We start from the raw sequence: 20,089 nt of genomic DNA on the forward strand, positions 1-20,089 counted from the left end.
GTTCGGATTGCGTTTCTCTTGCCCGGCCCACACAGCAGATTTGTAAACTGGAACCTCAAACGCTCTCTATGGCGAAATATCCAGTTTAGGGGATTCACGCTCCTTCGGGAACTCCACACACAGGCAAGGTGTGGAGAGTCGTAGGGAGCAGTGTGCGTTAACAGCGGTGTCAGGCCGGGCACGGGTCCCTTGTCCCACTATCCTACTTGAATGTCAGCCCAGCCGAAACCACAGCCATCTTGACTCCAAATCGGCCGGTAGAAAGTTTATCCATGGCGAAACTCGGGTGTGACATCCCTGTGGAATGCCCGAAAAGATGTGACCTTTCAGCCGTGTGTTCGGCGGCCTCCTATCGAGTCATTTCCAAGTCGCGCAGGCCGGGCCACCCCCTCGTTAATCGGTGGAAGAACGACGTAATTCGCAATACCTGAATCCCGAAGTGCGCTGTCGCCCATTTGGCAGGCACTATCTGGGCGCACCCTGAAAACCGAGATCGGCCGGAACACCCCCTGATTGTAGGGGGTGTGACGGGGTTTCAGGATTCTAGCCATCCGGGTTCGACTCGGAATTACGTTGCTTCGACGCCGGGTGTCGAACGAGTATGGATCTCATCGAACAGTCCTCAAGTAGGTTGATTCCACCGGAAACGATGGTGGCCATGCTTCTCGGTATTCGATTGGGGCTTCTCCTGATTCAGCAGTTGAGTAGATCACCAGTTTCCACACCCCCTGAAACCCCCCATCCTTTCGGGGTCCGTGACAGCCCTGTGGATGGCCGATTACGGCCGCTATGGTGCCTCCGCGCTGAGCGCTCGCGAAGACAGGGGTGTGGAATTCCACTCCGCTGTGTGGGCCGGACGCGCTGAATTCCGATAGGGGAAATTACTGTACGTAGAAGCGGTGGTCCCTGGAGGACCATACTCAGGCGCTTTCGATGACAGAGATACGCTTTCGGAACAGGGTATCCCTATCTGACCTCCTCTACTTGCTTCTTTCATTCTCTACATCGACCGAATGGGAGAAGGATGATTCCGGAACGACAGGACTGAATCGGACGATAGACTGAGCCTGAGTAATTACCGTTGTTCGACTCTCAGTGCATTCTCGGAAAGTGTATCGCTTGAATACCTTCGAAACGGTGGTCGAAACCCATTGACCCTTGTTCGTAATTAATGTATTTGACATCGAAGAAGTGGATGCCTCGTTTATACCCCAGCACGCCAGGGTTAAGCGACACCGAGTGTTTTCAGAACTTCGGACATCTCTCCTCCCTCCACCGGGACTTTATATTAGTTGCCTGAGTCGCGACACTATGGCCCTCACCGAACGCGTCCCGCTCATGCAGCCCGGCGCAACCGTCCGAAACGTACTCGTCATCCTCCTCTATTTCGTCATATTTCCCTTCATCATCATCGCCATCCCATTCTTCCTCCTGTACGCCGTCGGCACAAATCGGAACGGGCTCGCCGACACGCTCGCCGACTCACCACTCGGCGCAATTCCAACCATTGAGGCCGGTGGCTGGCAAGCTGGCATCACCGTCTTCGTTATCGCGATCGTCCTCCTCGGCGTTGTCGGCGCCGCCCTCCCTGAAACCGACACAACAGGCGACCCCAGCGCTCTCAACGACACTGGGCCCGGGAGTGATGACGGCGAGTCCACTACCGAGACTCAGGCCACGAGTTCACCCGCAGCCACAGAACCCCCAGTGACGGATGGCGGGACTGCGACAGACGCCGCACCCGCGACGGATGCTCCTACTGACGAACCGACTACATCCCCGACTGCGGCGCCGACGGCAACGGCGACACCAGAACCGTCAGTCACGACGCTACAATCCATCCGGAGCGTCGACAACCGCTACGACGACGGCCGCCAACAGTTCTCTGGGACCGGCCAGACCGTGACGGACACGTTCTCGCATGGCGGACCCGCGATGGTCGTCGTGTTCGATCACGACGGCTCGAGTAACTTCATCGTCGAGCTCGTGAACGCTGAGACCGGCGAGACCGAAGATGTCCTCGTGAATAAGATCGGCGAGACCAGCGGTGCGATAGCCATCCCTGCCGGTAGCAGCGACCAGTACCGACTCAACATCGATGCCGACGGCGCATGGTCGGTCGAGGTCGCCGAGCCACTCCCGCAGGAAGAGGACATCGAGCAACTCCCCGCTGAAGCCTCGGGATCGGGGCCGGACGTCGTCGGCCCGATTCGGCTGGAGGGTAACACCGTGGTCTCGGGGACGCACGACGGCGAGTCGAACTTCATCGTGCGCGCGGTCGACGAGCTCGCGATGTTCAATAACGAGCAGGAACTCATCTTCAACGAGATTGGGCAGTTCGAGGGCGAGACGCTCGCCCGCTACGACGGCGTGGTCTGGATCTCAGTCGAGGCGGACGGTGAGTGGACCCTCGAGTTCGAGTAACCGCTACTCGCCGCTGCTACCGATGCCCTCCGGTGGCCACTTGTACTGCTGGCGATACGCCTCCGGGTCCTTGTCGGTTTGCTTCGGGAGGAGGTAGCCTTTGTTCGGCCAGTCGATCATGACGACGCCGTCTTGCTTGAGCTGCGACATCCAGATGTAGAGGTGCGGCATCGGCTCGAAGTCACACTCAGGGTAATTATAGAGTCGGAGCTGAAGTTTCCGGGTACGGACACCCTCCGGTTCGTCCTCGAGCATATCGAGGACGCAGGCTTCGAGGTCGTCGCGGACGGGGGGAGTTTCTTGAGGGCTTCTTGCTTCATACCTGCCGAGTGCGCGAGAGAATAGATGTAGCTCAGGGAGTGGATTCCGAAAGAGCTCACTGTGCAGGTGAATACAATCCCCAATAAGATATACCATTGATATGGAGAAGAAGTAGGACCAAGAGCGGGCCTGCACAATTAGTATGTAACCCTGCTTGCTGCTTGGGGGCCAGTTACCACCCAACCAAATCGAGTGAGGAGAAATTAGAATGCGATGGCAAATTCGTAATCATTCGGATCGGCGCTATCAGTCTGAAGATGGAATGACGACTGAGCGTGCTTATAGACCTTCGATTCCAGCGGAATCGTTAATGGATATATCCCCTACACCGTTTCTATGCCGCCCTCCAGACTCATTCTCGGCCTGCTATTGATTGTCGTTACAGCACTTGTCGGGACATACATTGACGATCCATCCGACACGGAACAGCCGGATGTAGAATGGGACGCTGAAACGGACGAAGGTGGAATCCAGCTCATTCACCAAGGCGGTGAAGACGTGCCTCGAGATGCCCTCGTTGTAGTCATCAGAGATAGTGACAGCGTGGACGAGCGGATAACCAATCTCGCGAGTGCTGACCACCCACGAGTTATCCATCCATTCAGCGACGAAACCGTTAGTCGTGGTGATTCACTCCACGTGGCTGCACCAGCCAATCAAAACACTATCGTCGTCCTTCAGTGGGACGGCCCCACCATTAATTCGACACTCGTTTCGTACGAGTACGCGGCTGCCGAGGTGTGACAAGCCAGCAACGGACCACCCTCAACTCCAACTGGAAGGTGCTGTTCCTATATCTACCAATTCAGATGGAAGATTTCATTCCAATCTCACTGAAGAAGTCAGGTGAACCAGCTTGCTTAGCCATCGATTCGTTGCTCTGACCAGCTCCAGTTCTCGGCGGCGTGGTGTGCAAGCAAGATACCGAAGGTGAGCATCGCGAGACCGAACGTGAAACCGCCCATCAGGTTCCGCTCATAGCCGTAGAACGAGAACGAGTACTGAACGAAGATATGAAAAACGTACACGAACAGTGCGACACCACGGTATTCGCCCGCGACGATGAAGCCCCGGATAGCCGTCTTCGGCCGAGTGCGGTGCTGAATGAGCCAGAATATTGCCCTCAGCATTGCAAGTGCCAGGATAACCAGGATAAGCAGGTCGACCGCTCGCCGCAGTCCCAGGCCGAGCCACTCCAAGGCGATGAACACGATTGCGACAGATCCGAGCACGTATAGAACGACTGCCGCAACTTGCTGGCCAGGACTCAGATTCTCCATGGCCGTCTGCGCGACGCCCAGTTACTTCAAATTTTCAACCAGAAGGAACTCACAGTGTTCGGTCGAATGCTATCCTCTACAAACCGATTGATGCAAAGCCGACATCGATCAGTGGGAGCGGGACCAACTCAGTCTAGAAACCGTGTACTGGATGTCTAACGAAGTGGTGTCCAGGAGTCGTTCGAGTCAGTGCCCAGAACGCCCCTGATCGACCCCGACGGATTCTTTCGAGAGCATCCTGACCCATCGCTCCAGGCCCCTGCAATACTCCTCGTGGTCGTGTCGATTGTACAGGCCATCCTGCACGAGGGTATCCTAATTGGCTTACGAGGTTCACTTGAGTTGTTGTTCGTATTCCCCGGTGTAGTGCTAGTGAGCTTCGGTGCCATCTTGGTCGCTGGATTGGTGGTATACCCTCTGTATTGGATCGGCGTCGCCGGGTTCTTCTATCTGGTCTCCCTCTGGTTCGATGGTTCGGGGACATTCAGGCGGGTGGTCGCGTATTTCGGTTGGATGTGGGCCCCATACCTGCTTGGTTTGCTCGTCGTCGGGATTCCGTTGCTCGTCGTCTTCCCGGAGGGGGTCATCTCGGTCGCAGAGGATCGATTCTTCATCGAGGCGTTCACCGAGCGGCTAACGCTTATCATCCGAATGATCCAAGCCGTCAGTCTCCTGGTGACTCTCTGGACCGCGTATATCTGGGTGTACGCGCTCAAGCACGGACGTGGCCTGACGCGTCGCGCAGCAACGATCACCATCGGTGTCCCGATCGGGATTCAGTTGTTCCTCTGGATCGCTCTTCAGCTGTTCTATCCACCGATTTGACGTAGATCCACCGACCGAGACGCGCTCATACCACCTCGGTGAGAAATCGAAACTGCAGGGGGTGGGGTGTAGCCGACGAGCCTTCCCGACCAAAGGGATCAAAGCCAACCACTCGACGACTACATTCGAGGATTCGATGGATGGCTTGTTAAATATCGATCTCAGTACGGTCCTCGAAAACTGATAGTGGTCTCGAATTACCACCTCTGCGCTTAGCTCCAGGGCTTCAGACGCCCATAGAGCATCCTGGTGTAGCAAACTGGGCAGCAATCGACTGGCCGCTCGTAATAACAGCCCGGTTGTTCAGCCGGATAATGATTCATGGTATCGAATAACACTATCTATGGTATTGAATCGCTTCCCCAATAGATTAGGACCACTATCTACGGGCATCTCTTGACGGCTACCCAACAACTGTCGACAGTTGTCGCGTCTCAGAGAGTGCTGTTTGGAGAGGGTTCCTCGTCTGATTCCATCTGTGAGAATGGTAGACGCTGTGCCGACAGAGCGGATGCAGAGCTGGTACTAGCGGACTAAATTGCTGAGGGAGACCTCGGGGTTATCAGTGATCGGATTAGAACAGGAGATATGGACGTCTCTAAGCATCCCTCTACCCAATCTCCGCGTCGGAAATCAACGCTCTTCTGCGCTGATTGTGGCCACGAAAACCCTATCGAAGGAGATTGGATCCTCAGAGAGAATGGCAATTCAACTGACTACGAATGCCCTGAGTGTGAGCTGATTATTACCACGCGACGACACCCCGTCAGAGCTGCAGCCTCCTCAAATCAACTTCTTTCTCAGTCACCGTGTGACTGAGGTAAATACTTCCACGTCGATTTGGACAATACCACCTCTAAAGCCCTCAGGTCGCTCGGCGATATATCCTCTTAGATCGGAGAGGGGTCGCCGAGGCCACTAGATGAACGCGAGCCCGCTCGCCCTTTCAGCCCGCTAAGAATGTATCCTCGACCCTAGCAAAACCGGGGTGGAAGCCAGAATCCGGTCGGCTCGCTCCAGGGGCTCCTCGTCGGCCAGTGCCCGCTCGACGGCCGCCAGCCGCCGTTCGAGGGAGTCGCGGTCGGGGTCGAGGTCGCTGGGAGGCACGGCTTGGGGTGGCCGCGGGATACGATATAAACCCCGGCCCGGGAAGCAGTCCCGTCGAGCGAGTTGCTGACGTCGCTGCTAAAACAGAGACGTCCAGACCGCGCCGGTCAGTCCACGAGGTCGGACATCGTCACGACGTCGACGTCGGCGTCGTCGATGTACTCCAGCAGCTCGCGGTAGTCGTCTTCGGAGATGTCGAAGTCCTCGCCGTTGTCGCCGATGGAGTGCCACATCGGGGCGACCAGCTGGTTGTACTTCTCGGCGAGGTCCACGGAGTTCTTGACGGCCTCGACGCTCGTGCCGTCGATGCGACCGACCGCGTGGGGGTCGTTCACCGGGAGGCCGACGTTGCCGCCGCCGTAGCTGATCGATCCCGCGTGGTACTCCCGGAGGAGCTCCATGTTCGTCGCGTCGCGGATGTTCCCTGGGGCGATGTGGTACTTCGCACCGTCTTCGAAGCCGCGGGTCTCCAGCCAGTTTATCGATTTCTCGATGATGTCGCGCTGTTCCGTCTCGGTCCAGTTCTCCTCGGTCAGCACCGCGCTGCCGTTGTTCTCCGGGTGCGGGTGGGAGACGATGTCCCAGCCGCTGGAGTTCATCTCGCGCAGTTCGCTGACGTCGAGTCGGGAACTCGCGCCGACGGCGTGGGTGATGACCCCGTCGACGCCCGGGAACCCGAACTCCTCCATGATGTCGAAGGCGCGGGTATGCGTGTGGTGGCAGTCGTCCCAGGTGAGCATGACCTTGCCCGTATCGGGGGCGTCGTGGACGCGAATCTCGTCGATGGCCATGTCGATGGCCTGCCCCTGGCTGCGCTGGCGACCGATCAGACGAAGCTCGTAGACCTCGCCGAGGTCCGGATCCCCGCGCTCGCCGGTCGCCCCCATGTCGAGGGTCATCCAGTGGTTCGTCGGCCCGGTGTGCGTCCGGTTGAGCCGGAGGACGTTCCCCTGGTCGGGCGCGACCGGCTGGACCTCTAGGCGATGGATCTGGGGGTTCTTCGCCCGGAACGACACCGAGAGGGTCTTCCCGCGGAGGTCGACCGGTTCCGAGAACGCTTTGACGGCCCCGACGTAGGGTTCCGCCTCGTCGGCGAGCAGCCGGATACCTCCCTCGCCGTTCTTGACGTCGTTCGTCGCTTCGAAGGACCCGTACGTGTCGAGGTCGTACCAGTCGTCGACGCCGTCTTCGAAGTCGATCAGTAGCTCTCCATCCTCACCCTCCTCGCCGTCGTCCGTCGGCGTCGGCTCGTCGGTCTGTGGGACCGTGTCGTTCCCGTCGTCCGGGTTCTCGTCTCCGGTTCCGAGGTAGCGGTCGAGATCGCCCACACACCCCGCGAGACCGAGCGCGAGTCCGGTTGTGCCTGCACCTTTCAGGAATCGACGGCGGTTCTGCCCCGTCATAGTAACTGGGTCGTCACTTCCTGGCGTCTTTATTATCAATTGGTTAAGCACCGTTCCAGGCGGTATGGGGTCGATTCTAGGGAACTCGGCACGGATTCGACGAGCGGCCCGCTAATCGTCGGCCAGGCGTTCGATCGGCTAGTTATTCCTTACTTAACTGGTCATTAACGGGTCAATACCGGGTTGTTGGTGGCACCGCATCAACGCCGTCGCGACGGCGCTGCACGCCGGGATGACCGTCGACGAGGCCGACGACCTCGACTTCGGCTACTCGCCGCCGTTCGGCCAGGTCTGGGACCCTGTGCTCACCGCTGTCAAGGTGCTGAGCAGCGACCTCGAGTAAACGTTTCCGGGCGCCTACGCGTCGTGCTGGGGAAGGCGGACGACGGAGAGCCAGAACTCCTCGAGGGTGCGGACCGTCTCGATGAACTCGTCGGGGTCGACCGGCTTCGTGAGGTAGGCGTTCGCGTTGCAGTCGTAGAGCTTCGCGACGTCCTCCTCGGCGGCCGAACTCGTGAGGACGATGACCGGGATGTGGTCGAGTTCGGGGTCCGCTTTCATCTCCTCGAGGACCTCGTCGCCGTTCTTCCGCGGGAGGTTCAGATCGAGGAGGACGATGTCCGGCCGCGGCGCGTCGGCGTACTCGCCGGTCTGCTCAAGGAACTTCATCGCCTCGACGCCGTCGGTGGCGACGTGGATCGTCGTCTGGATGCGCCCCTCGCGGAACGCCTCCTGGGTGAGCCGGACGTCGCCGGGGTTGTCCTCGACGAGCAGGACGTCCGCGGGCTCGCCCCGCCTATTACTCATCCCGATCACCGACCGGTGGTCCGGTCGCGGCTCGCCCTCCGGTTTCGATACGGGACACCCACCGACGTCCGTTCGCGCTGACCTCTCGCAGACGGGTACCACCGGCGACCGACGCACCCGTCGCTGCAGAGGAGCCCATATACTCGATGACAGGTGAACCAGCGGTAAGTCACTTTGGAACGACGAGGTTTTGACGACGACGGGGTCGATCGGCCCTCGTTCTCCCGCTAGCGACCCCGAACCCGCTACGTCGCGACGATTACGGCCGCCTCGACGACCGTGGTCACGACGAACAGCGCGACGACGGCGGCGGTCGCGATTACGGACGGCGACCGGCCGCGGGCGGTCGCGTACCGCACCGCGCCGGCGCCGATCGCGACCGAGAGGACGAGCAGCCAGCCGAACAGCGCCGCCCAGACGCCCACGGAGAACGGCTGGACCGCCGCGAGGTACCAGCCCGGCAGCCCCGGGTAGTAGACGTCCGGGTACAGCAGCGCGACGGTCTCGTAGCGGCGGTAGGGTAGTTCGGCCGCGAGCGCGCCGTCGAGGTACTGGACGCCGCCCCACCACACGAGCAGCAGTGCCAGCGCGACCACTGACGCCGAGACCATGGACCGCCGGGAGGACGCTGTCATACGTGGATCGAGGGCGACGGGCGGGTTTACGATAGCGCCCGTCGCCGACGACACCCGGTGACTGGGGTGCTGTGGGCTGTCCACCTCGAGCTACTGCCAGTTCGGAGACCGAGATTTATGTCGAACGGGGCGAACCAGGAGGTATGACGGACGACGACGTCGCGCGGTTCCTCGCCGATTCCCCCGACCGCCGGCGGGTGCTGACGCGCCTCGCCGACGAGCCGGGGACGCCCGCGGAACTGGCGTCGGCGCTGCCGCTCTCCCGGCGGAGCGTCCAGCGGCACCTCGGCCAGTTCGCCGACCGCGACTGGGTCGCCAAGCGCGACGGCGCCTACCACCTGACCACGACCGGCGAACTCGTCGTCGCCGAGCACACGGCCTACCTCGAGGCGCTCCAGGGGATCGACGACCACGGCGACGTCTATCGCCACCTCCCGGACGCCGACCACGCCCCCGACCCCCGGTGGCTCGACGACGCGACCGTCACCCGTGCGTCGACCGAGGCCCCGCAGGCGCCGGTCCACAGCTACCTCGACAGCGTCCGCGACTTCGAGACCGACCGGGTCCGGATGATCTCGCCCGTGTTGAGTCGGCTGTTCCACGACGTCCACGCCGACCTGGCGCTGGAGGGGACTCACACGGAACTGGTGTTGTCGGCGGCGACGATCGACCGCGCGCGGGAGCTGAACCCCACCGAGTTCGAGATCGTCGTCAGCGTCGGCGTCCTCGACCTCTACCGCCACCCCGACGACGTCGCCTTTCGGACTCACGCTCGGCGCCGACCGCGTCCTGCTGGGCGCCTACGACGCCGAGGGGCGGCTGCAGGCCTGCATCGAGTCGACTGTTCCCGCGTTCTACCGGTGGGGAGAGGGGCTGTTCGAGCAGTACCGCGACGCGTCCGAACCGGTCGACCCGCCACTGTCGCTGCCGTTCGACCTCGGCTCCGGGGGGTGACGACTGCCAACCTCGGTATCCCCCGGAGGGGTGGCCGGTCGGACAACGGGTGGCACAGCGGACGACAGCTCTCGTAAACAGCCCTGCAGCCTGATGGTCGTCGCCTACGCGCTCGTCGACCCGCTGGAACCGTTCCTCGCGCCGGACGGTCCCGTGATACGGCTGCTGTTCGTCGGCGGGCCGCTCGTCGCCTACTATCTGTTCGCGGTCGCCCTGACGTGGCTCGAGCGTCGGCTCGCGGCGTTCGGACGGCCCTCCGAGACGCCGGACACGCGCAACACGAACTGAGTGGGGCTACGTCGGGCCGATGCCGTGGCGGTCGATGCTGCGGGCGATGGTCGCCGCGACCTCCTCGGGCGGGTGGCGTCGCTCCGGCCGCTTCGGGACCACCGCCGGCTGGATGGCGCCGTGGACCGCGTCCACGCCGGCCGCCCGGGCGGTCGCGTCGACGCGACACCAGCAGAGCGGCGCCTCGGGCATCGAATCGAGGCCCTCCCGCTGGACGTACCGCTCGACGGCCTCCATCGACCCGGGGCCGAGCGCCGCGGTCTGGTAGGAGTCGGTCGCCGAATCGAACTCGGCGGCTGGGTGGCGGGTCTCCTCGTCGGTGACGAGGACCCGCGTGGCGACGTGGTCGGCGATCGCGAGGCGAATCGCCTCCGGGAGTTCGGACGGCGGCGGGCCGCTGAAGATCGGCGCCAGCGGCAGGTCGCCGCTCGTCCGAAGCAGCCGCTGGAAGAGGTCGCCCTCGCCGGCCAGCAGGTCGTCGAAGCCGTCCAGGACGAGCGGGAACATCGAGGAGGCCGGCGGGGCGAAGGCGGCGACCTCCTGGAGGCGACAGCACAGCGCCGCGACGAGGACGTGCGTCCGCAACTGCGCCGTCCGGTCGGTCTTCCTGGCGGGTGGCCGGTCCTCGCCCGTCGGTTCGAGCGCTTCGCCGGTGACGATCACGATGTCGTTCTCCAGCAGCGCCCGGCCGATGTCGTAGGAGCCGTCGCCGACGAGCAGGTCCTCGGGGTGGGCGTCGCCGAGCTGTTCGAGCAGCCAGGCGGCGTCGATCGAGGGGTCCCTCGCGCGGTCGAGGGGGCCGTCCATGGCGTGCTTGGCGACCGCCAGCGCCTGCCGGCCGCGCTCGTCGGCGTCCTCGAGGGCGACGGCCAGGTCGTCGAGCCCCTTCGACTCCAGGGCCTTGCCCACGTCGGCGTACCCGACGTCGTCGCGGAGGAAGACCGCCGGGAGGACCGAGGAGAGCACGCGGGCGACGTTCCAGTCGAACTCCGGCGCCTCGGAGAAGGCGTCGAGGTAGGCGTTGACCCGCGCGTTCACGGGGTCCAGCTCGAAGGTCGCGGGGTCCGGCACCGGCGCGTCGAAGGCGTCGATCGTGACCCGCCGGTCCTCGGGGACGACGAGGTCCCTCGCGACCCGCGAGCGGTCGACGTCGATCCAGACGACGTCGTCGAGGCGGTCGGCCGGCAGCCGCGCCAGGAGTTCCCGCGGCGCCGTCCCGCCCGGGTGGACGTAGCAGAACCCGTAGCCCGCCTCGGCCCACTGCACGCACCAGGAGTCCAGCAGCGCCCCCTGCAGCCCCGGGTCCGTCCCCTCGACGTAGCAGCCGGCCCCCAGGTCGCCGTCCGGAAGGGAGATCGACGCGGACGGGTCCGCCGGGTCGGGGCCGATCCGCGTCGCGTCGACGCCGCGGTGGACCATCTCGCTGGAGCGTGGCATTCTACTAGGCCGGTTGGCAGTTCCCTCGTTAGTCCCTTCTGGCCAGTTACTTAGGCGGCTGTGATGGGCGTTCACACGGTCCAGAACGGCTTTTTCGGGTCACTCGTCGCCGCAGAAAAAGCGTCAGTTGACGGCCGCGGTCCGAGGCAGCGAGCGCACGGTACCACCACCAGGAGGCCACTTCGGGGCGCTACGCCGCATCCCCCTGGTTGCCATCAGCTCCCTCGGTTCCGACCGGCTCAGTCCCGACGCATCACGCACTCGCAGCTCGGACACCGCAGTTCGCTCCCCGATACCTCGAGGTCGGAATCCGATCCGGTCCAGCCGCACTCCGGGCACAGCGAGATGTTCTGAGACATGTCCGGTCGACCTAGCCGCGCATCTCGTAAGTGCGTAGTTGCCACCTGTTGGGTCCGTACCTGTCGATTCTCTCGCCAGCCGAGCGGGTCCGGCCGCGGTCGGAATAAACGGCTCCCGGATAGCCGGCGGCGGGCCTAATAGGATGGGGCCACTCTCGGGAACCATGAGCCAGGATGGCAAACCACGTAGCCGCCCGGTCGGCGGGGACGACCCACCGTCCACGCCCGACCGCACGGCGACGGACGGGGAGTCGGCCGTCGACGAGACGCTGCCGCTGCCGCCCTATCCGCCGAACCTCGGCCACCCGCGGCTGCACTTCCTCCACCAGATGCGTGACGTCTACGACTTCGGCGAGAAGGCGCTGCTGACCCGCGACGTAATCCGGACGCGCCTCCCCGGCGAGGGCGACGTCTACACGCTCGCCCACCCGGAGCACGCCAAGCGGGTGCTGTTGACCCAGCGGGAGGCCTTCGAGAAGTCCGACGACTTCTCCATCGCCTTCGGCGAGGGCCTGCTGACCGTCGAGGGCGAGGAGTGGCGCCAACAGCGCGACCTCCTCCAGCCGCTGTTCGCCCGCGACAGCGTGATGGACTACGCCGACGGGATGGTCGCCCAGATCCGCCGGCGGAGCGACCGCTGGAGCGACGGCGACCGATTCGACCTGCAGGCCGAACTCACCGACATGACCCTGGACGTGCTGTTCGCGACGGTCCTCGGCCGGGAGCTGGCACTCGACGGCGACCACCGAATCCGCCGGGCCGCCGAGCGCCTCCACGACTGGTTCGTCCCGACCTCGTACCTGCTGCCGCGGTGGGTGCCGACGCCCGCCCGCCGCCGGTTCCGGGCCGGGAAGGCGACCCTCCAGCGTGAGGCCCAGCGCCTCCTGGAGGAGAAGGCGGGTGACGCGCCGACCGACCCCGCCGAGGCCGAGGACCTCCTCTCGTTGCTCGTGGGGCTCCGCGAGGCCGGCGTCACCGACTCGGGGATGCTCTCCGACGAGCGGCTCCGCGACCAGATGGTGACGATCATCTTCGCGGGCCACGACACCACCACGACGTCGCTGACGTTCGCCTTCTGGGCGCTGGCGAACGACCCCGAGGTCCGCGAGCGGTTCCACGCCGAGGTCGACGCCCTCGACGGTCCGCCGACGCTCGACGACGTCGACGAGCTCCCGGTGACCGAGCGGGTGATCACCGAGACGCTCCGCATGTTCCCGCCGGTCTACTCGCTGCCGCGGCGCTCGACGAAGACGACGGTCTTCGACGGGTACCGCGTGCCGGCGGAGAGCCGGGTCATCCTGCCGATCCGCGCCATCCAGCGGGACGCCCGGTTCTTCGACGATCCCGACGTCTTCCGGCCCGAGCGCTGGGACGGCGACCTCCGCGGTGAGCTCCACGACTTCGCGTACGCGCCGTTCGGCGGCGGGCCGCGGATCTGCATCGGCCGGGAGTTCGCGCTGCTGGAGGCGAAGCTGGCGCTGGCGACCATCGGCCGCGAGTACGACCTCTACTGGCTCGGCGAGAACGACCCGGACGGCGAGCCGCCCGTCTCCCCGGAGATGACGACGCGGATGGAGACGGGACAGGAGTTCGTCGTCGTCGAGCGGTAGGCGAATCGGTCGCCACCCCTCAGATCCCCGCGGGGTCCGGACGCCTGCCCCCGACGGCGAACCGACCCGGTACACGCAAGCCCCACCCTTCTCCGGGTGGCACTCCAAGGTACAACCAATCCACGCCAGGCGCCCACCGTCCACGAACCAGACCGAGTTGCGCCGCGCGTGCCGCCGGTGTCGGGCCGTCGGGTCGGCGACTGCCACGAGGTGGAGTCCGCGAGCGAGAGTACGACCGCGAGTGTGCAGGCGTCCGCGCCCGACAGACGGGCTGCGTCGTTTCGAACCAGCAGCGAGTCAGGAAGTCGCGACCGGTGACCACCGATGTCAACACAGCCACGACCCCACGACCTCGAGCCCGGTACCGTCGTTCGAGTCGCCTACCACACCCGGAAACAGACGTACAACCTCGAGGGCGTCGTCACGGACGACCCGTCGGACGCCCCCGGCACGATGGTCCGCTTCGAGGCGGACCCCTACGCTCCGGTGACGACCGCCCGCGTCTACGAGACCCACGAAGCGTGGCTCGACGTCCGGCTACGGGACGGACGCGAGGCCGCGTTGCCGAACGGCTTCATCCGCGAGCGAATCCACGCCCCCGGAGCGACCGAGCGCGAACGACAGCCCGCCTGAGTCCCGCCCGCGAACTTCCTCGGCATTCATTCTGACCACCGCTACCCCCCGTCCAGCTACCCGTTCGACGTCACGACTTCGGTCGGCGAGCGCCTGTCGAGACGTGCATTAGCTTGCAGGGTGGCGCGTCGATCGGTGCCGCACCCCGGCCCGAACCGGGCACCACACCTACTGCGTTAATACCTCGCACGACGTAGGTGCAGCATGAAGTGCAACCACTGCGGTGGCGACGGCGCCGAACGGATGGAGATACGGTACGACAGCGGGGCCGCGATGATCACGTACCTCTGCGGCGACTGTGCGGCCGTAGCGGTCGACGACGGCGAGATCGAGTCGCTCGTCCCCGCCGGCTAGTACCCATCGGTCGTCGATTCCGGCTCCGTCCCCGTCGTCCCTGTCAGCCGTCGACGCACCCTCGCAGGTCGGAGGCGCCGCTGGAGGCGTCGGTACGCCGGCTGCAGAAACGCGGTACAGATCGCCAGTGGCGGCGTCGGCCGGGCTCTACACTAGGCTCGCGCCGTCGAAGTCGCTGCGGTCGGTCTCGATCTCCAGCAGATCGAGGACGGTCGGCGCGATGTCGTAGAGGTCGGCGTCGGAGATCGACGCGTCGTCGTCGTCGACGAACAGGCAGGCGTTGTCGAAGCTGTGCATCCCGTTGCGGGGGCCCTTGGCGAACACCTCGTCGCCGCCCTTGAAGCCGGACTTGAGGTCGAAGCCGTGGTTCGGGATGACGACGAGGTCCGGCGCGATGTCGTCGTGGTCGCCGCGGAACGCGTCCTCCTTCGTGACGACGCGGTCGGCGACCTTCCGGCCGTCGGGCCCCTCCATCGCCTCGAGTTCGGCCTTGAGTTCGGCGCGGACCTCCTCGTACTCCTCCTCGGGGACGGACCCACGGGGTTCGCGGCCCTCGAGGTTGACGTAGAAGCGGCCGGGGATGAGCGAGTACGCGCGCGTGTCGTCGCTGATGTCGCCGAGGCTGTCGTGGTCGTCGTCCTCGTAGGAGAGCCAGCCGTTCTCCTCGAGCCAGACGTTGCACTTGACCTCGTGGTCGAGCTGCGTGAACCCGTGGTCGGAGGCGACGACCATCGTCGTCTCGTCGTCGAGCAGGTCCCGGAGCTCCCCGAGGTAGCGGTCGACCTTCCGGTAGAACTCGAGGAACTCCTCCTTGTACTCGCCGTCCTGGACGTAGTCCTTGAACAGGAAGTGGTTGACCCGGTCGGTCGTCATGAAGACGCCGAAGAAGAGGTTCCAGTCGTCCTCCTCGATGTAGTGTTTGAACGCCTCGAAGCGGGCGTCCAGCGTCTCGTGGGCGTCCTCGATGAAGTCGGACTTGTCGTCGGCGTGGCCGAGCTTGGCGTTGACGTCGATCTTGTAGTCGAGGCCCTCGAGGGTCTCGCGCAGTTCGTCGGGGTAGGCGGCCTTCTCGACGCCGGGCGAGAGGAAGCCGCTGACCATCCGCTGGACGTCGCGGTCCGGCGGGAACGTGACGGGCACGTTCATCACCGTCGCCTCGCGGCCGGCGTCGCTGACGCGGGTCCACAGCCGCGTCGCCTGGACGTCCCGGCCCATCGGGACGTACGTGTCGTAGCTGCCGACCTCGCGGTCCTGGAAGCCGTAGACGCCGGTCTCGCCGGGGTTGACGCCCGTGGTCAGCGCGGGCCAGCAGGCCGACGACTCCGGCGGCACGATGGAGTCGATGGTGCCGCCGGCGCCCTCGCTGCCCATCGCGTTGAGGTTCGGAAACGTCTCCTCGTTGTCGGCGACCAGCGAGTACGGCACGCCGTCGATCCCGAAGAAGGCGACCCGCGGCCCTTCACCGCCGCGAAGCCGATCGAAGAGTCCCATATCGCCGTGGTGGGCCGTCGGCTACAAGAACTTTCGTTTCTCCCGGCAAACGCGACGCCACTCCGCGAAAGCGGCAAACCCCTCGCCGACTACGACTCCTCGGCGTCGGCGTCCTCGTCCTCGCCGGTCGACCCGGCATCGAAGTTCTCCGGAACGACGGTCAGGTGCTTGACGCCCATCGTGGTTCGTCGGTCGGCGCTCATGTCTACGACGTGGGCTCGCGGACCCATATATCGTTCCATAGCCACGATGTATCCCGCGCATATAGAGTATGCCTTCCGGACATTCGGGGCCGGTAGAGTCGGTGTAGGGGACTGCTCCTTGCCGTATTATTCGAACCAATCGACTTCGATGTTGTATGCATTCAGGTAATCATACTCGGGTTTCGAGACTCGATATCGTCTGGAGCGTTTTCCGCATCGGTGTGCTATTAGATGGCATGACCGAGCCCAACGTCGGCGGTCTCGATCGCATCGCCCGGGTCGGCGTCGGCGCCATCCTCGCGGTCGTCGGGTTCTCGTTGCTGCTGGCGGGGCCGCTACCGCTGTACTACGGGGCCGCCGTCCTGCTGGCCGCGGTCGTGTTACTGACGACCGCCGCGACGCAGCGCTGCCTGCTGAACGAGGCGCTGGGACGGAACACCTGCGAACGGCCGACAGCAGCCGAGTAAACTACTTCTCGAGCGCCACTGCTGCCGTCGTCCGGTCTCGGGCCGTGCGAATATCGCGGAGAAGGGGTGTGGTCGGTCGCGTTACTGGAAGTGCTCTTCGTAGAGGTCCTGGGAGTGCTCGATGGCGTCGTAGGCGGCCTGCCGGTCCTCCCAGCCCTGCGTCTCGACCTCCTTGCCCTCCTCGAGGTTCTTGTAGGTCTCGAAGAACTCCTCGATCTCGTCGAGTTGCTGCTGGGTGATGTCCTCGAGGTCCTCGATGTGGTCGTAGCGGGGGTCCTCGGTCGGGACGGCGATGACCTTGTCGTCCTGCTCGCCGTCGTCGTCCATCTTCATCAGCGCGACCGGGCGGGCCTCGACGACGCAGCCGGGGAACGTCTGGTCCTCGACGAGGACGAGCACGTCGAAGGGGTCCTCGTCGTCGTAGTACGACTGCGGGATGAAGCCGTAGTCGGAGGGGTAGTGGACGTTCGAGTGGAGCACCCGGTCGAGGACGACACCGGGGATGTCCTTGTCGTACTCGTACTTGTTGCGCTCGCCCTTCAGGCACTCGACGACCGCGTAGATCTCTTCGGGCGGGTTCGGTCCCGTCTCCAGGTCTTCCCACAGGTTCGCTCCAGCCATATCTGGACGTGCGTCTGACCGCCGCAAAGAGCTTTCGACACGCGGTCGCCGCCGCCGCGCGCCCGAGGGGGATTCTGACCCTCTGACGCCCACGTATTCGGCCGAAATCGGTTGGCAGCGGCGTCTTCCTCCCGTATTCATAGATGTTTGATAAATGTTAAGTGGGTTCCCGACATGTTGACGGGTATGTCAGAGGCGCAGACAGCCAGCCCCGACCCGGGAGTGTCCAGGGAGCTCACGGCGTTCCAGCAGAACATCCTCACCATCCTCGCCGAGGAACCGCGGTACGGCCTCGCCATCAAGCGCGAACTCGAGGCCTACTACGGCGACGAAGTGAACCACGGTCGGCTCTACCCCAACCTCGACGACCTCGTCGAGATGGGGCTCGTCGAGAAGAGCGAACTCGACAAGCGGACCAACGAGTACGGCCTCACCGACGAGGGCTTCGAGGCGGTCCTCGACCAGCTGTCGTGGACGTTCTCGAAGGTCGTGACCGACGACGGTCGCGCCGGCGAACTCCACGACCTCGTCGACCAGTTCAACTGACCGCTCAGCGGTTCTCGGCGGTTTCGACGATCAACTCGAGCGACCGCTCCAGGACCTCGCGCTGCTCGTCGCTCGGCCAGGCGTTCCGCGGGAAGTACTCCTCCCGGAACTCCGCGCGCTCGGCGGGGGTGGCGGCCTCGATGGGCTTGGCGTAGTGGTTGCTCATGAAGTCCGCGAAGTCGTGGGCGGTCTCGCCGTGGACGTCGCCGTGCTCGGCGGCGACGGTCTCGGCGACGGCGCGGTTGTGCGCCTCGACGGCGTCCCAGTCGTCGCCGCTGCCGGTCCCCGAGAGCGTCACCTCGACCGCGCGGTCGGTGTCGTCGATGCGCTCGACCTGGACGACGCCGTCCTCGAGCCACGCCTCGGGGTGGAGGACGAGCGTCTCGTTGGTGTCCTCCTCGCGGACGCGGGCGGTGTAGCCGTGCTCGGCCAGGATCTCCGCCCGCTCCGCGAGATAGGCCGCCCGCTCGTTCTCGTCGACCGCCTCGCGTGCGCGGTGGGTCAGCGTGGCCGCGCGGTCGACGACGGTGTCGGGGAGCGTCGCCTCGTCGCTGTCGTCGGGTTCGTCGGTGTCGTTCGGTGCGTCACTCATCGAGTGCTTCGTTCGCCAGTTCGTCCGCGCGCTCGTTTATCTCCCGCGGAACGTGGTCGAGGGACCAGTCGTCGAAGCGCTCGAGCAGTTCGCGGACCCGGACGCGTTTCTCCCGGAGTTCGGGGTCGTTGGCGTCCCACTCGCCTCGGACCTGCTTGACGATGAGCTGGGAGTCGCCCTTCACGACCACCTCGTCGAAGCCGAAGTCGGCGGCGGCCTCCAGGGCGCGGGTCAGCGCCTCGTACTCGGCCTGGTTGTTCGTCGCCCGGCCGATGGTCTCGCCGCCCTCGGCGGCGATGCCGTCGCCGGTGACGATGACCCACCCGACCGCCGAGGGGCCGGGGTTGCCGCGGCAGGCCCCGTCGAAGTAGACGTGCGCGCGGCCGCCGCCCCCCTGCAGCAGGCCGACCAGCCGCGCGGGCTGGCCCCCCTGGACGACGACCTTGTCGTCGTAGGCGACCGCCGTCGCGTCCGCGTGGCTCGCCCGCCACAGTTCGTGGTCGGTGTTGCCGGGGAGTACGTCGATTCCGGCCGCTTCAAGCCGCTCGCGTGCGCGCTCGGGGTCGCAGTCGATGACCGGCATCGTTCGTCCGTCCCGCCTACCCGGTTTTAGCTGTTCCGGTATCCGGCCCTTTCCTCAGGTAACCCTGGCTTTCACCCCGCTGCCCTCCGGCGATTCGTGTAAGGTACCATTAGGTGTTGCCGAGATTTTAAGGACTCCGGAGGACTGACTATAAAAATGCGATGACACGGCCCACCCGCCAACGGGAGCGCACACGCCACGACGAGGGCGAGACCTCCGAGGAGGAGACCGGATCCCAGGAGACGGTCTGTCCGGAGTGCTCGTCAGACAACATCGTCAAGGACGCCGACAGGGGTGAGATGGTCTGCGACGACTGTGGGCTCGTCGTCGAGGAGGACCACATCGACCCCGGCCCGGAGTGGCGCGCCTTCAACCACTCCGAGCGACAGGAGAAGTCCCGCGTCGGGGCCCCCACGACCCAGACGATGCACGACAAGGGACTGACGACGACCATCGACTGGAAGGACAAGGACGCCTACGGCCGCTCGATCTCTTCGAAGAAGCGCTCGCAGATGCACCGCCTCCGGAAGTGGCAGGAGCGGATCCGGACGAAGGACGCCGGCGAGCGCAACCTCCAGTTCGCCCTCTCGGAGATCGACCGCATGGCCTCCGCGCTGGGCGTGCCGCGCTCGGTGCGGGAGGTCTCCTCGGTCATCTACCGCCGCGCCCTCGACGACGACCTCATCCGCGGGCGCTCCATCGAGGGCGTCGCCACCGCCGCGCTGTACGCCGCCTGTCGCAAGGAGGGCATCCCGCGCTCCCTCGAGGAGATCAGCGAGGTCTCCCGGGTCGAACGCAAGGAGATCGGCCGCACCTACCGCTACATCTCCCAGGAGCTCGGCCTCGAGATGGAGCCCGTCGACCCCAAGAAGTACGTCCCGCGGTTCTGCTCGGAGCTCGAACTCTCCGAGGAGGTCCAGTCGAAAGCCCACGAGATCATCGAGACGACCGCCGAGAAGGGGCTGCTCTCCGGGAAGTCGCCGACCGGCTACGCCGCCGCGGCCATCTACGCCGCGTCGCTGCTCTGCAACGAGAAGAAGACCCAGCGCGAAGTCGCGGACGTCGCGCAGGTGACCGAGGTCACCATCCGCAACCGCTACCAGGAGCAGATCGAGGCGATGGGGATCCACTCCTAGGCCGCCCCGATCC

General features: G+C 64.7%; 23 protein-coding genes and 2 pseudogenes. 13 read left to right on the forward strand and 12 right to left on the reverse strand.

All coding sequences use genetic code 11. The annotated features are described in order from the left end of the window. The first annotated feature begins 1,311 nt into the window (after positions 1-1,311). The gene (locus HWV07_RS14660) at positions 1,312-2,424 is read left to right on the forward strand and encodes a hypothetical protein (RefSeq protein WP_178335025.1); all 1,113 of its coding nucleotides are present in this window, start codon (positions 1,312-1,314) and stop codon (positions 2,422-2,424) included. Positions 2,425-2,427: 3 nt separating this feature from the next. On the opposite strand, the gene HWV07_RS14665 is transcribed toward HWV07_RS14660, so the two are convergent. Further along, a complete protein-coding gene (locus HWV07_RS14665; protein WP_178335026.1) occupies positions 2,428-2,595 on the reverse strand; it encodes a hypothetical protein in 168 nt (55 codons plus the stop codon). Between the two features lie 486 nt (positions 2,596-3,081). On the opposite strand from HWV07_RS14665, the gene HWV07_RS14670 reads away from it, so the two are divergent. After that, entirely contained in the window at positions 3,082-3,489 is a 408-nt protein-coding gene (locus tag HWV07_RS14670) for a hypothetical protein (RefSeq protein ID WP_178335027.1), read from the forward strand. A gap of 116 nt (positions 3,490-3,605) precedes the next feature. Here HWV07_RS14670 and HWV07_RS14675 read toward each other — a convergent pair whose 3' ends face one another. Beyond that, positions 3,606-4,025, reverse strand: coding sequence for a hypothetical protein (locus HWV07_RS14675; protein WP_178335028.1), 420 nt, complete (start codon positions 4,023-4,025; stop codon positions 3,606-3,608). Between the two features lie 189 nt (positions 4,026-4,214). Here HWV07_RS14675 and HWV07_RS14680 point away from each other — a divergent pair, with 189 nt between their 5' ends. Together HWV07_RS14680 and HWV07_RS20205 are read left to right on the forward strand one after the other, a co-directional pair. Then, entirely contained in the window at positions 4,215-4,850 is a 636-nt protein-coding gene (locus HWV07_RS14680) for a YIP1 family protein (protein ID WP_178335029.1), read from the forward strand. Positions 4,851-5,438: 588 nt separating this feature from the next. Next, complete coding sequence (locus HWV07_RS20205; protein ID WP_484549444.1) at positions 5,439-5,669, forward strand: DUF8106 domain-containing protein; 231 nt, start codon at positions 5,439-5,441, stop codon at positions 5,667-5,669. Positions 5,670-5,804: 135 nt separating this feature from the next. On the opposite strand, the gene HWV07_RS14685 is transcribed toward HWV07_RS20205, so the two are convergent. The 3 genes and pseudogenes from HWV07_RS14685 to HWV07_RS20145 form a co-directional block, all read right to left on the reverse strand. Further along, positions 5,805-5,957, reverse strand: coding sequence for a hypothetical protein (locus HWV07_RS14685; protein ID WP_178335030.1), 153 nt, complete (start codon positions 5,955-5,957; stop codon positions 5,805-5,807). A 107-nt stretch (positions 5,958-6,064) separates the two neighbouring features. Then, on the reverse strand, positions 6,065-7,285 hold the full coding sequence (locus tag HWV07_RS14690; RefSeq protein ID WP_178332317.1) for a polysaccharide deacetylase family protein: 1,221 nt from the start codon (positions 7,283-7,285) through the stop codon (positions 6,065-6,067). A 30-nt stretch (positions 7,286-7,315) separates the two neighbouring features. Beyond that, positions 7,316-7,360: pseudogene (locus tag HWV07_RS20145) on the reverse strand (hypothetical protein); the annotation flags it as partial. A 196-nt stretch (positions 7,361-7,556) separates the two neighbouring features. Between HWV07_RS20145 and HWV07_RS20150 the strand changes: the two are divergent. After that, a pseudogene (locus HWV07_RS20150) lies at positions 7,557-7,703 on the forward strand (FAD-dependent oxidoreductase); the annotation flags it as partial. Between the two features lie 14 nt (positions 7,704-7,717). Here the strand turns inward: HWV07_RS20150 and HWV07_RS14700 are convergent. Continuing rightward, positions 7,718-8,167, reverse strand: a complete 450-nt coding sequence (locus HWV07_RS14700; RefSeq protein ID WP_178335031.1) for a response regulator — start codon at positions 8,165-8,167, stop codon at positions 7,718-7,720. A gap of 245 nt (positions 8,168-8,412) precedes the next feature. Beyond that, complete coding sequence (locus tag HWV07_RS14705) at positions 8,413-8,802, reverse strand: hypothetical protein (protein ID WP_178335032.1); 390 nt, start codon at positions 8,800-8,802, stop codon at positions 8,413-8,415. A 143-nt stretch (positions 8,803-8,945) separates the two neighbouring features. Here HWV07_RS14705 and HWV07_RS14710 point away from each other — a divergent pair, with 143 nt between their 5' ends. Beyond that, on the forward strand, positions 8,946-9,833 hold the full coding sequence (locus HWV07_RS14710) for a helix-turn-helix transcriptional regulator (RefSeq protein WP_246279775.1): 888 nt from the start codon (positions 8,946-8,948) through the stop codon (positions 9,831-9,833). A 16-nt stretch (positions 9,834-9,849) separates the two neighbouring features. Beyond that, a complete protein-coding gene (locus tag HWV07_RS14715) occupies positions 9,850-10,044 on the forward strand; it encodes a hypothetical protein (RefSeq protein WP_178335033.1) in 195 nt (64 codons plus the stop codon). Between the two features lie 6 nt (positions 10,045-10,050). Here the strand turns inward: HWV07_RS14715 and HWV07_RS14720 are convergent, their stop codons facing one another. Continuing rightward, the gene (locus tag HWV07_RS14720) at positions 10,051-11,481 is read right to left on the reverse strand and encodes a hypothetical protein (RefSeq protein ID WP_178335034.1); all 1,431 of its coding nucleotides are present in this window, start codon (positions 11,479-11,481) and stop codon (positions 10,051-10,053) included. A 523-nt stretch (positions 11,482-12,004) separates the two neighbouring features. On the opposite strand from HWV07_RS14720, the gene HWV07_RS14725 reads away from it, so the two are divergent. From HWV07_RS14725 to HWV07_RS14735, 3 genes are all read left to right on the forward strand, one after another. Then, positions 12,005-13,450 (forward strand): cytochrome P450, encoded by a 1,446-nt coding sequence (locus tag HWV07_RS14725; RefSeq protein ID WP_178335035.1) that lies wholly within the window; start codon positions 12,005-12,007, stop codon positions 13,448-13,450. Positions 13,451-13,774: 324 nt separating this feature from the next. After that, the gene (locus tag HWV07_RS14730; RefSeq protein WP_178335036.1) at positions 13,775-14,083 is read left to right on the forward strand and encodes a hypothetical protein; all 309 of its coding nucleotides are present in this window, start codon (positions 13,775-13,777) and stop codon (positions 14,081-14,083) included. Between the two features lie 204 nt (positions 14,084-14,287). Next, entirely contained in the window at positions 14,288-14,437 is a 150-nt protein-coding gene (locus HWV07_RS14735) for a hypothetical protein (protein ID WP_178335037.1), read from the forward strand. A gap of 147 nt (positions 14,438-14,584) precedes the next feature. Here the strand turns inward: HWV07_RS14735 and HWV07_RS14740 are convergent, their stop codons facing one another. Then, positions 14,585-15,928, reverse strand: a complete 1,344-nt coding sequence (locus HWV07_RS14740) for an alkaline phosphatase family protein (RefSeq protein ID WP_178335038.1) — start codon at positions 15,926-15,928, stop codon at positions 14,585-14,587. Between the two features lie 439 nt (positions 15,929-16,367). On the opposite strand from HWV07_RS14740, the gene HWV07_RS14745 reads away from it, so the two are divergent. After that, on the forward strand, positions 16,368-16,598 hold the full coding sequence (locus HWV07_RS14745; RefSeq protein ID WP_178335039.1) for a YgaP family membrane protein: 231 nt from the start codon (positions 16,368-16,370) through the stop codon (positions 16,596-16,598). Positions 16,599-16,679: 81 nt separating this feature from the next. Here the strand turns inward: HWV07_RS14745 and HWV07_RS14750 are convergent, their stop codons facing one another. Continuing rightward, positions 16,680-17,219 (reverse strand): inorganic diphosphatase, encoded by a 540-nt coding sequence (locus HWV07_RS14750; protein ID WP_178335040.1) that lies wholly within the window; start codon positions 17,217-17,219, stop codon positions 16,680-16,682. 186 nt (positions 17,220-17,405) lie between these two features. Between HWV07_RS14750 and HWV07_RS14755 the strand changes: the two genes are divergently transcribed. After that, complete coding sequence (locus HWV07_RS14755) at positions 17,406-17,765, forward strand: PadR family transcriptional regulator (protein WP_178335041.1); 360 nt, start codon at positions 17,406-17,408, stop codon at positions 17,763-17,765. A gap of 4 nt (positions 17,766-17,769) precedes the next feature. Here HWV07_RS14755 and HWV07_RS14760 read toward each other — a convergent pair whose 3' ends face one another. Further along, positions 17,770-18,357 carry a DUF7108 family protein gene (locus HWV07_RS14760; RefSeq protein ID WP_178335042.1) on the reverse strand — a complete coding sequence of 196 codons (588 nt, stop codon included), beginning with the start codon at positions 18,355-18,357 and terminating at the stop codon, positions 17,770-17,772. After that, entirely contained in the window at positions 18,350-18,940 is a 591-nt protein-coding gene (gene rnhA / locus HWV07_RS14765) for a ribonuclease HI (RefSeq protein ID WP_178335043.1), read from the reverse strand. Before rnhA ends, HWV07_RS14760 begins: the two co-directional genes overlap by 8 nt. A 161-nt stretch (positions 18,941-19,101) precedes the next feature. On the opposite strand from rnhA, the gene HWV07_RS14770 reads away from it, so the two are divergent. Beyond that, positions 19,102-20,076 (forward strand): transcription initiation factor IIB, encoded by a 975-nt coding sequence (locus HWV07_RS14770; protein WP_178335044.1) that lies wholly within the window; start codon positions 19,102-19,104, stop codon positions 20,074-20,076. The last annotated feature ends 13 nt before the right edge of the window (positions 20,077-20,089 follow it).

This window comes from Natronomonas salina, assembly GCF_013391105.1.
Lineage (GTDB): Archaea > Halobacteriota > Halobacteria > Halobacteriales > Haloarculaceae > Natronomonas > Natronomonas salina.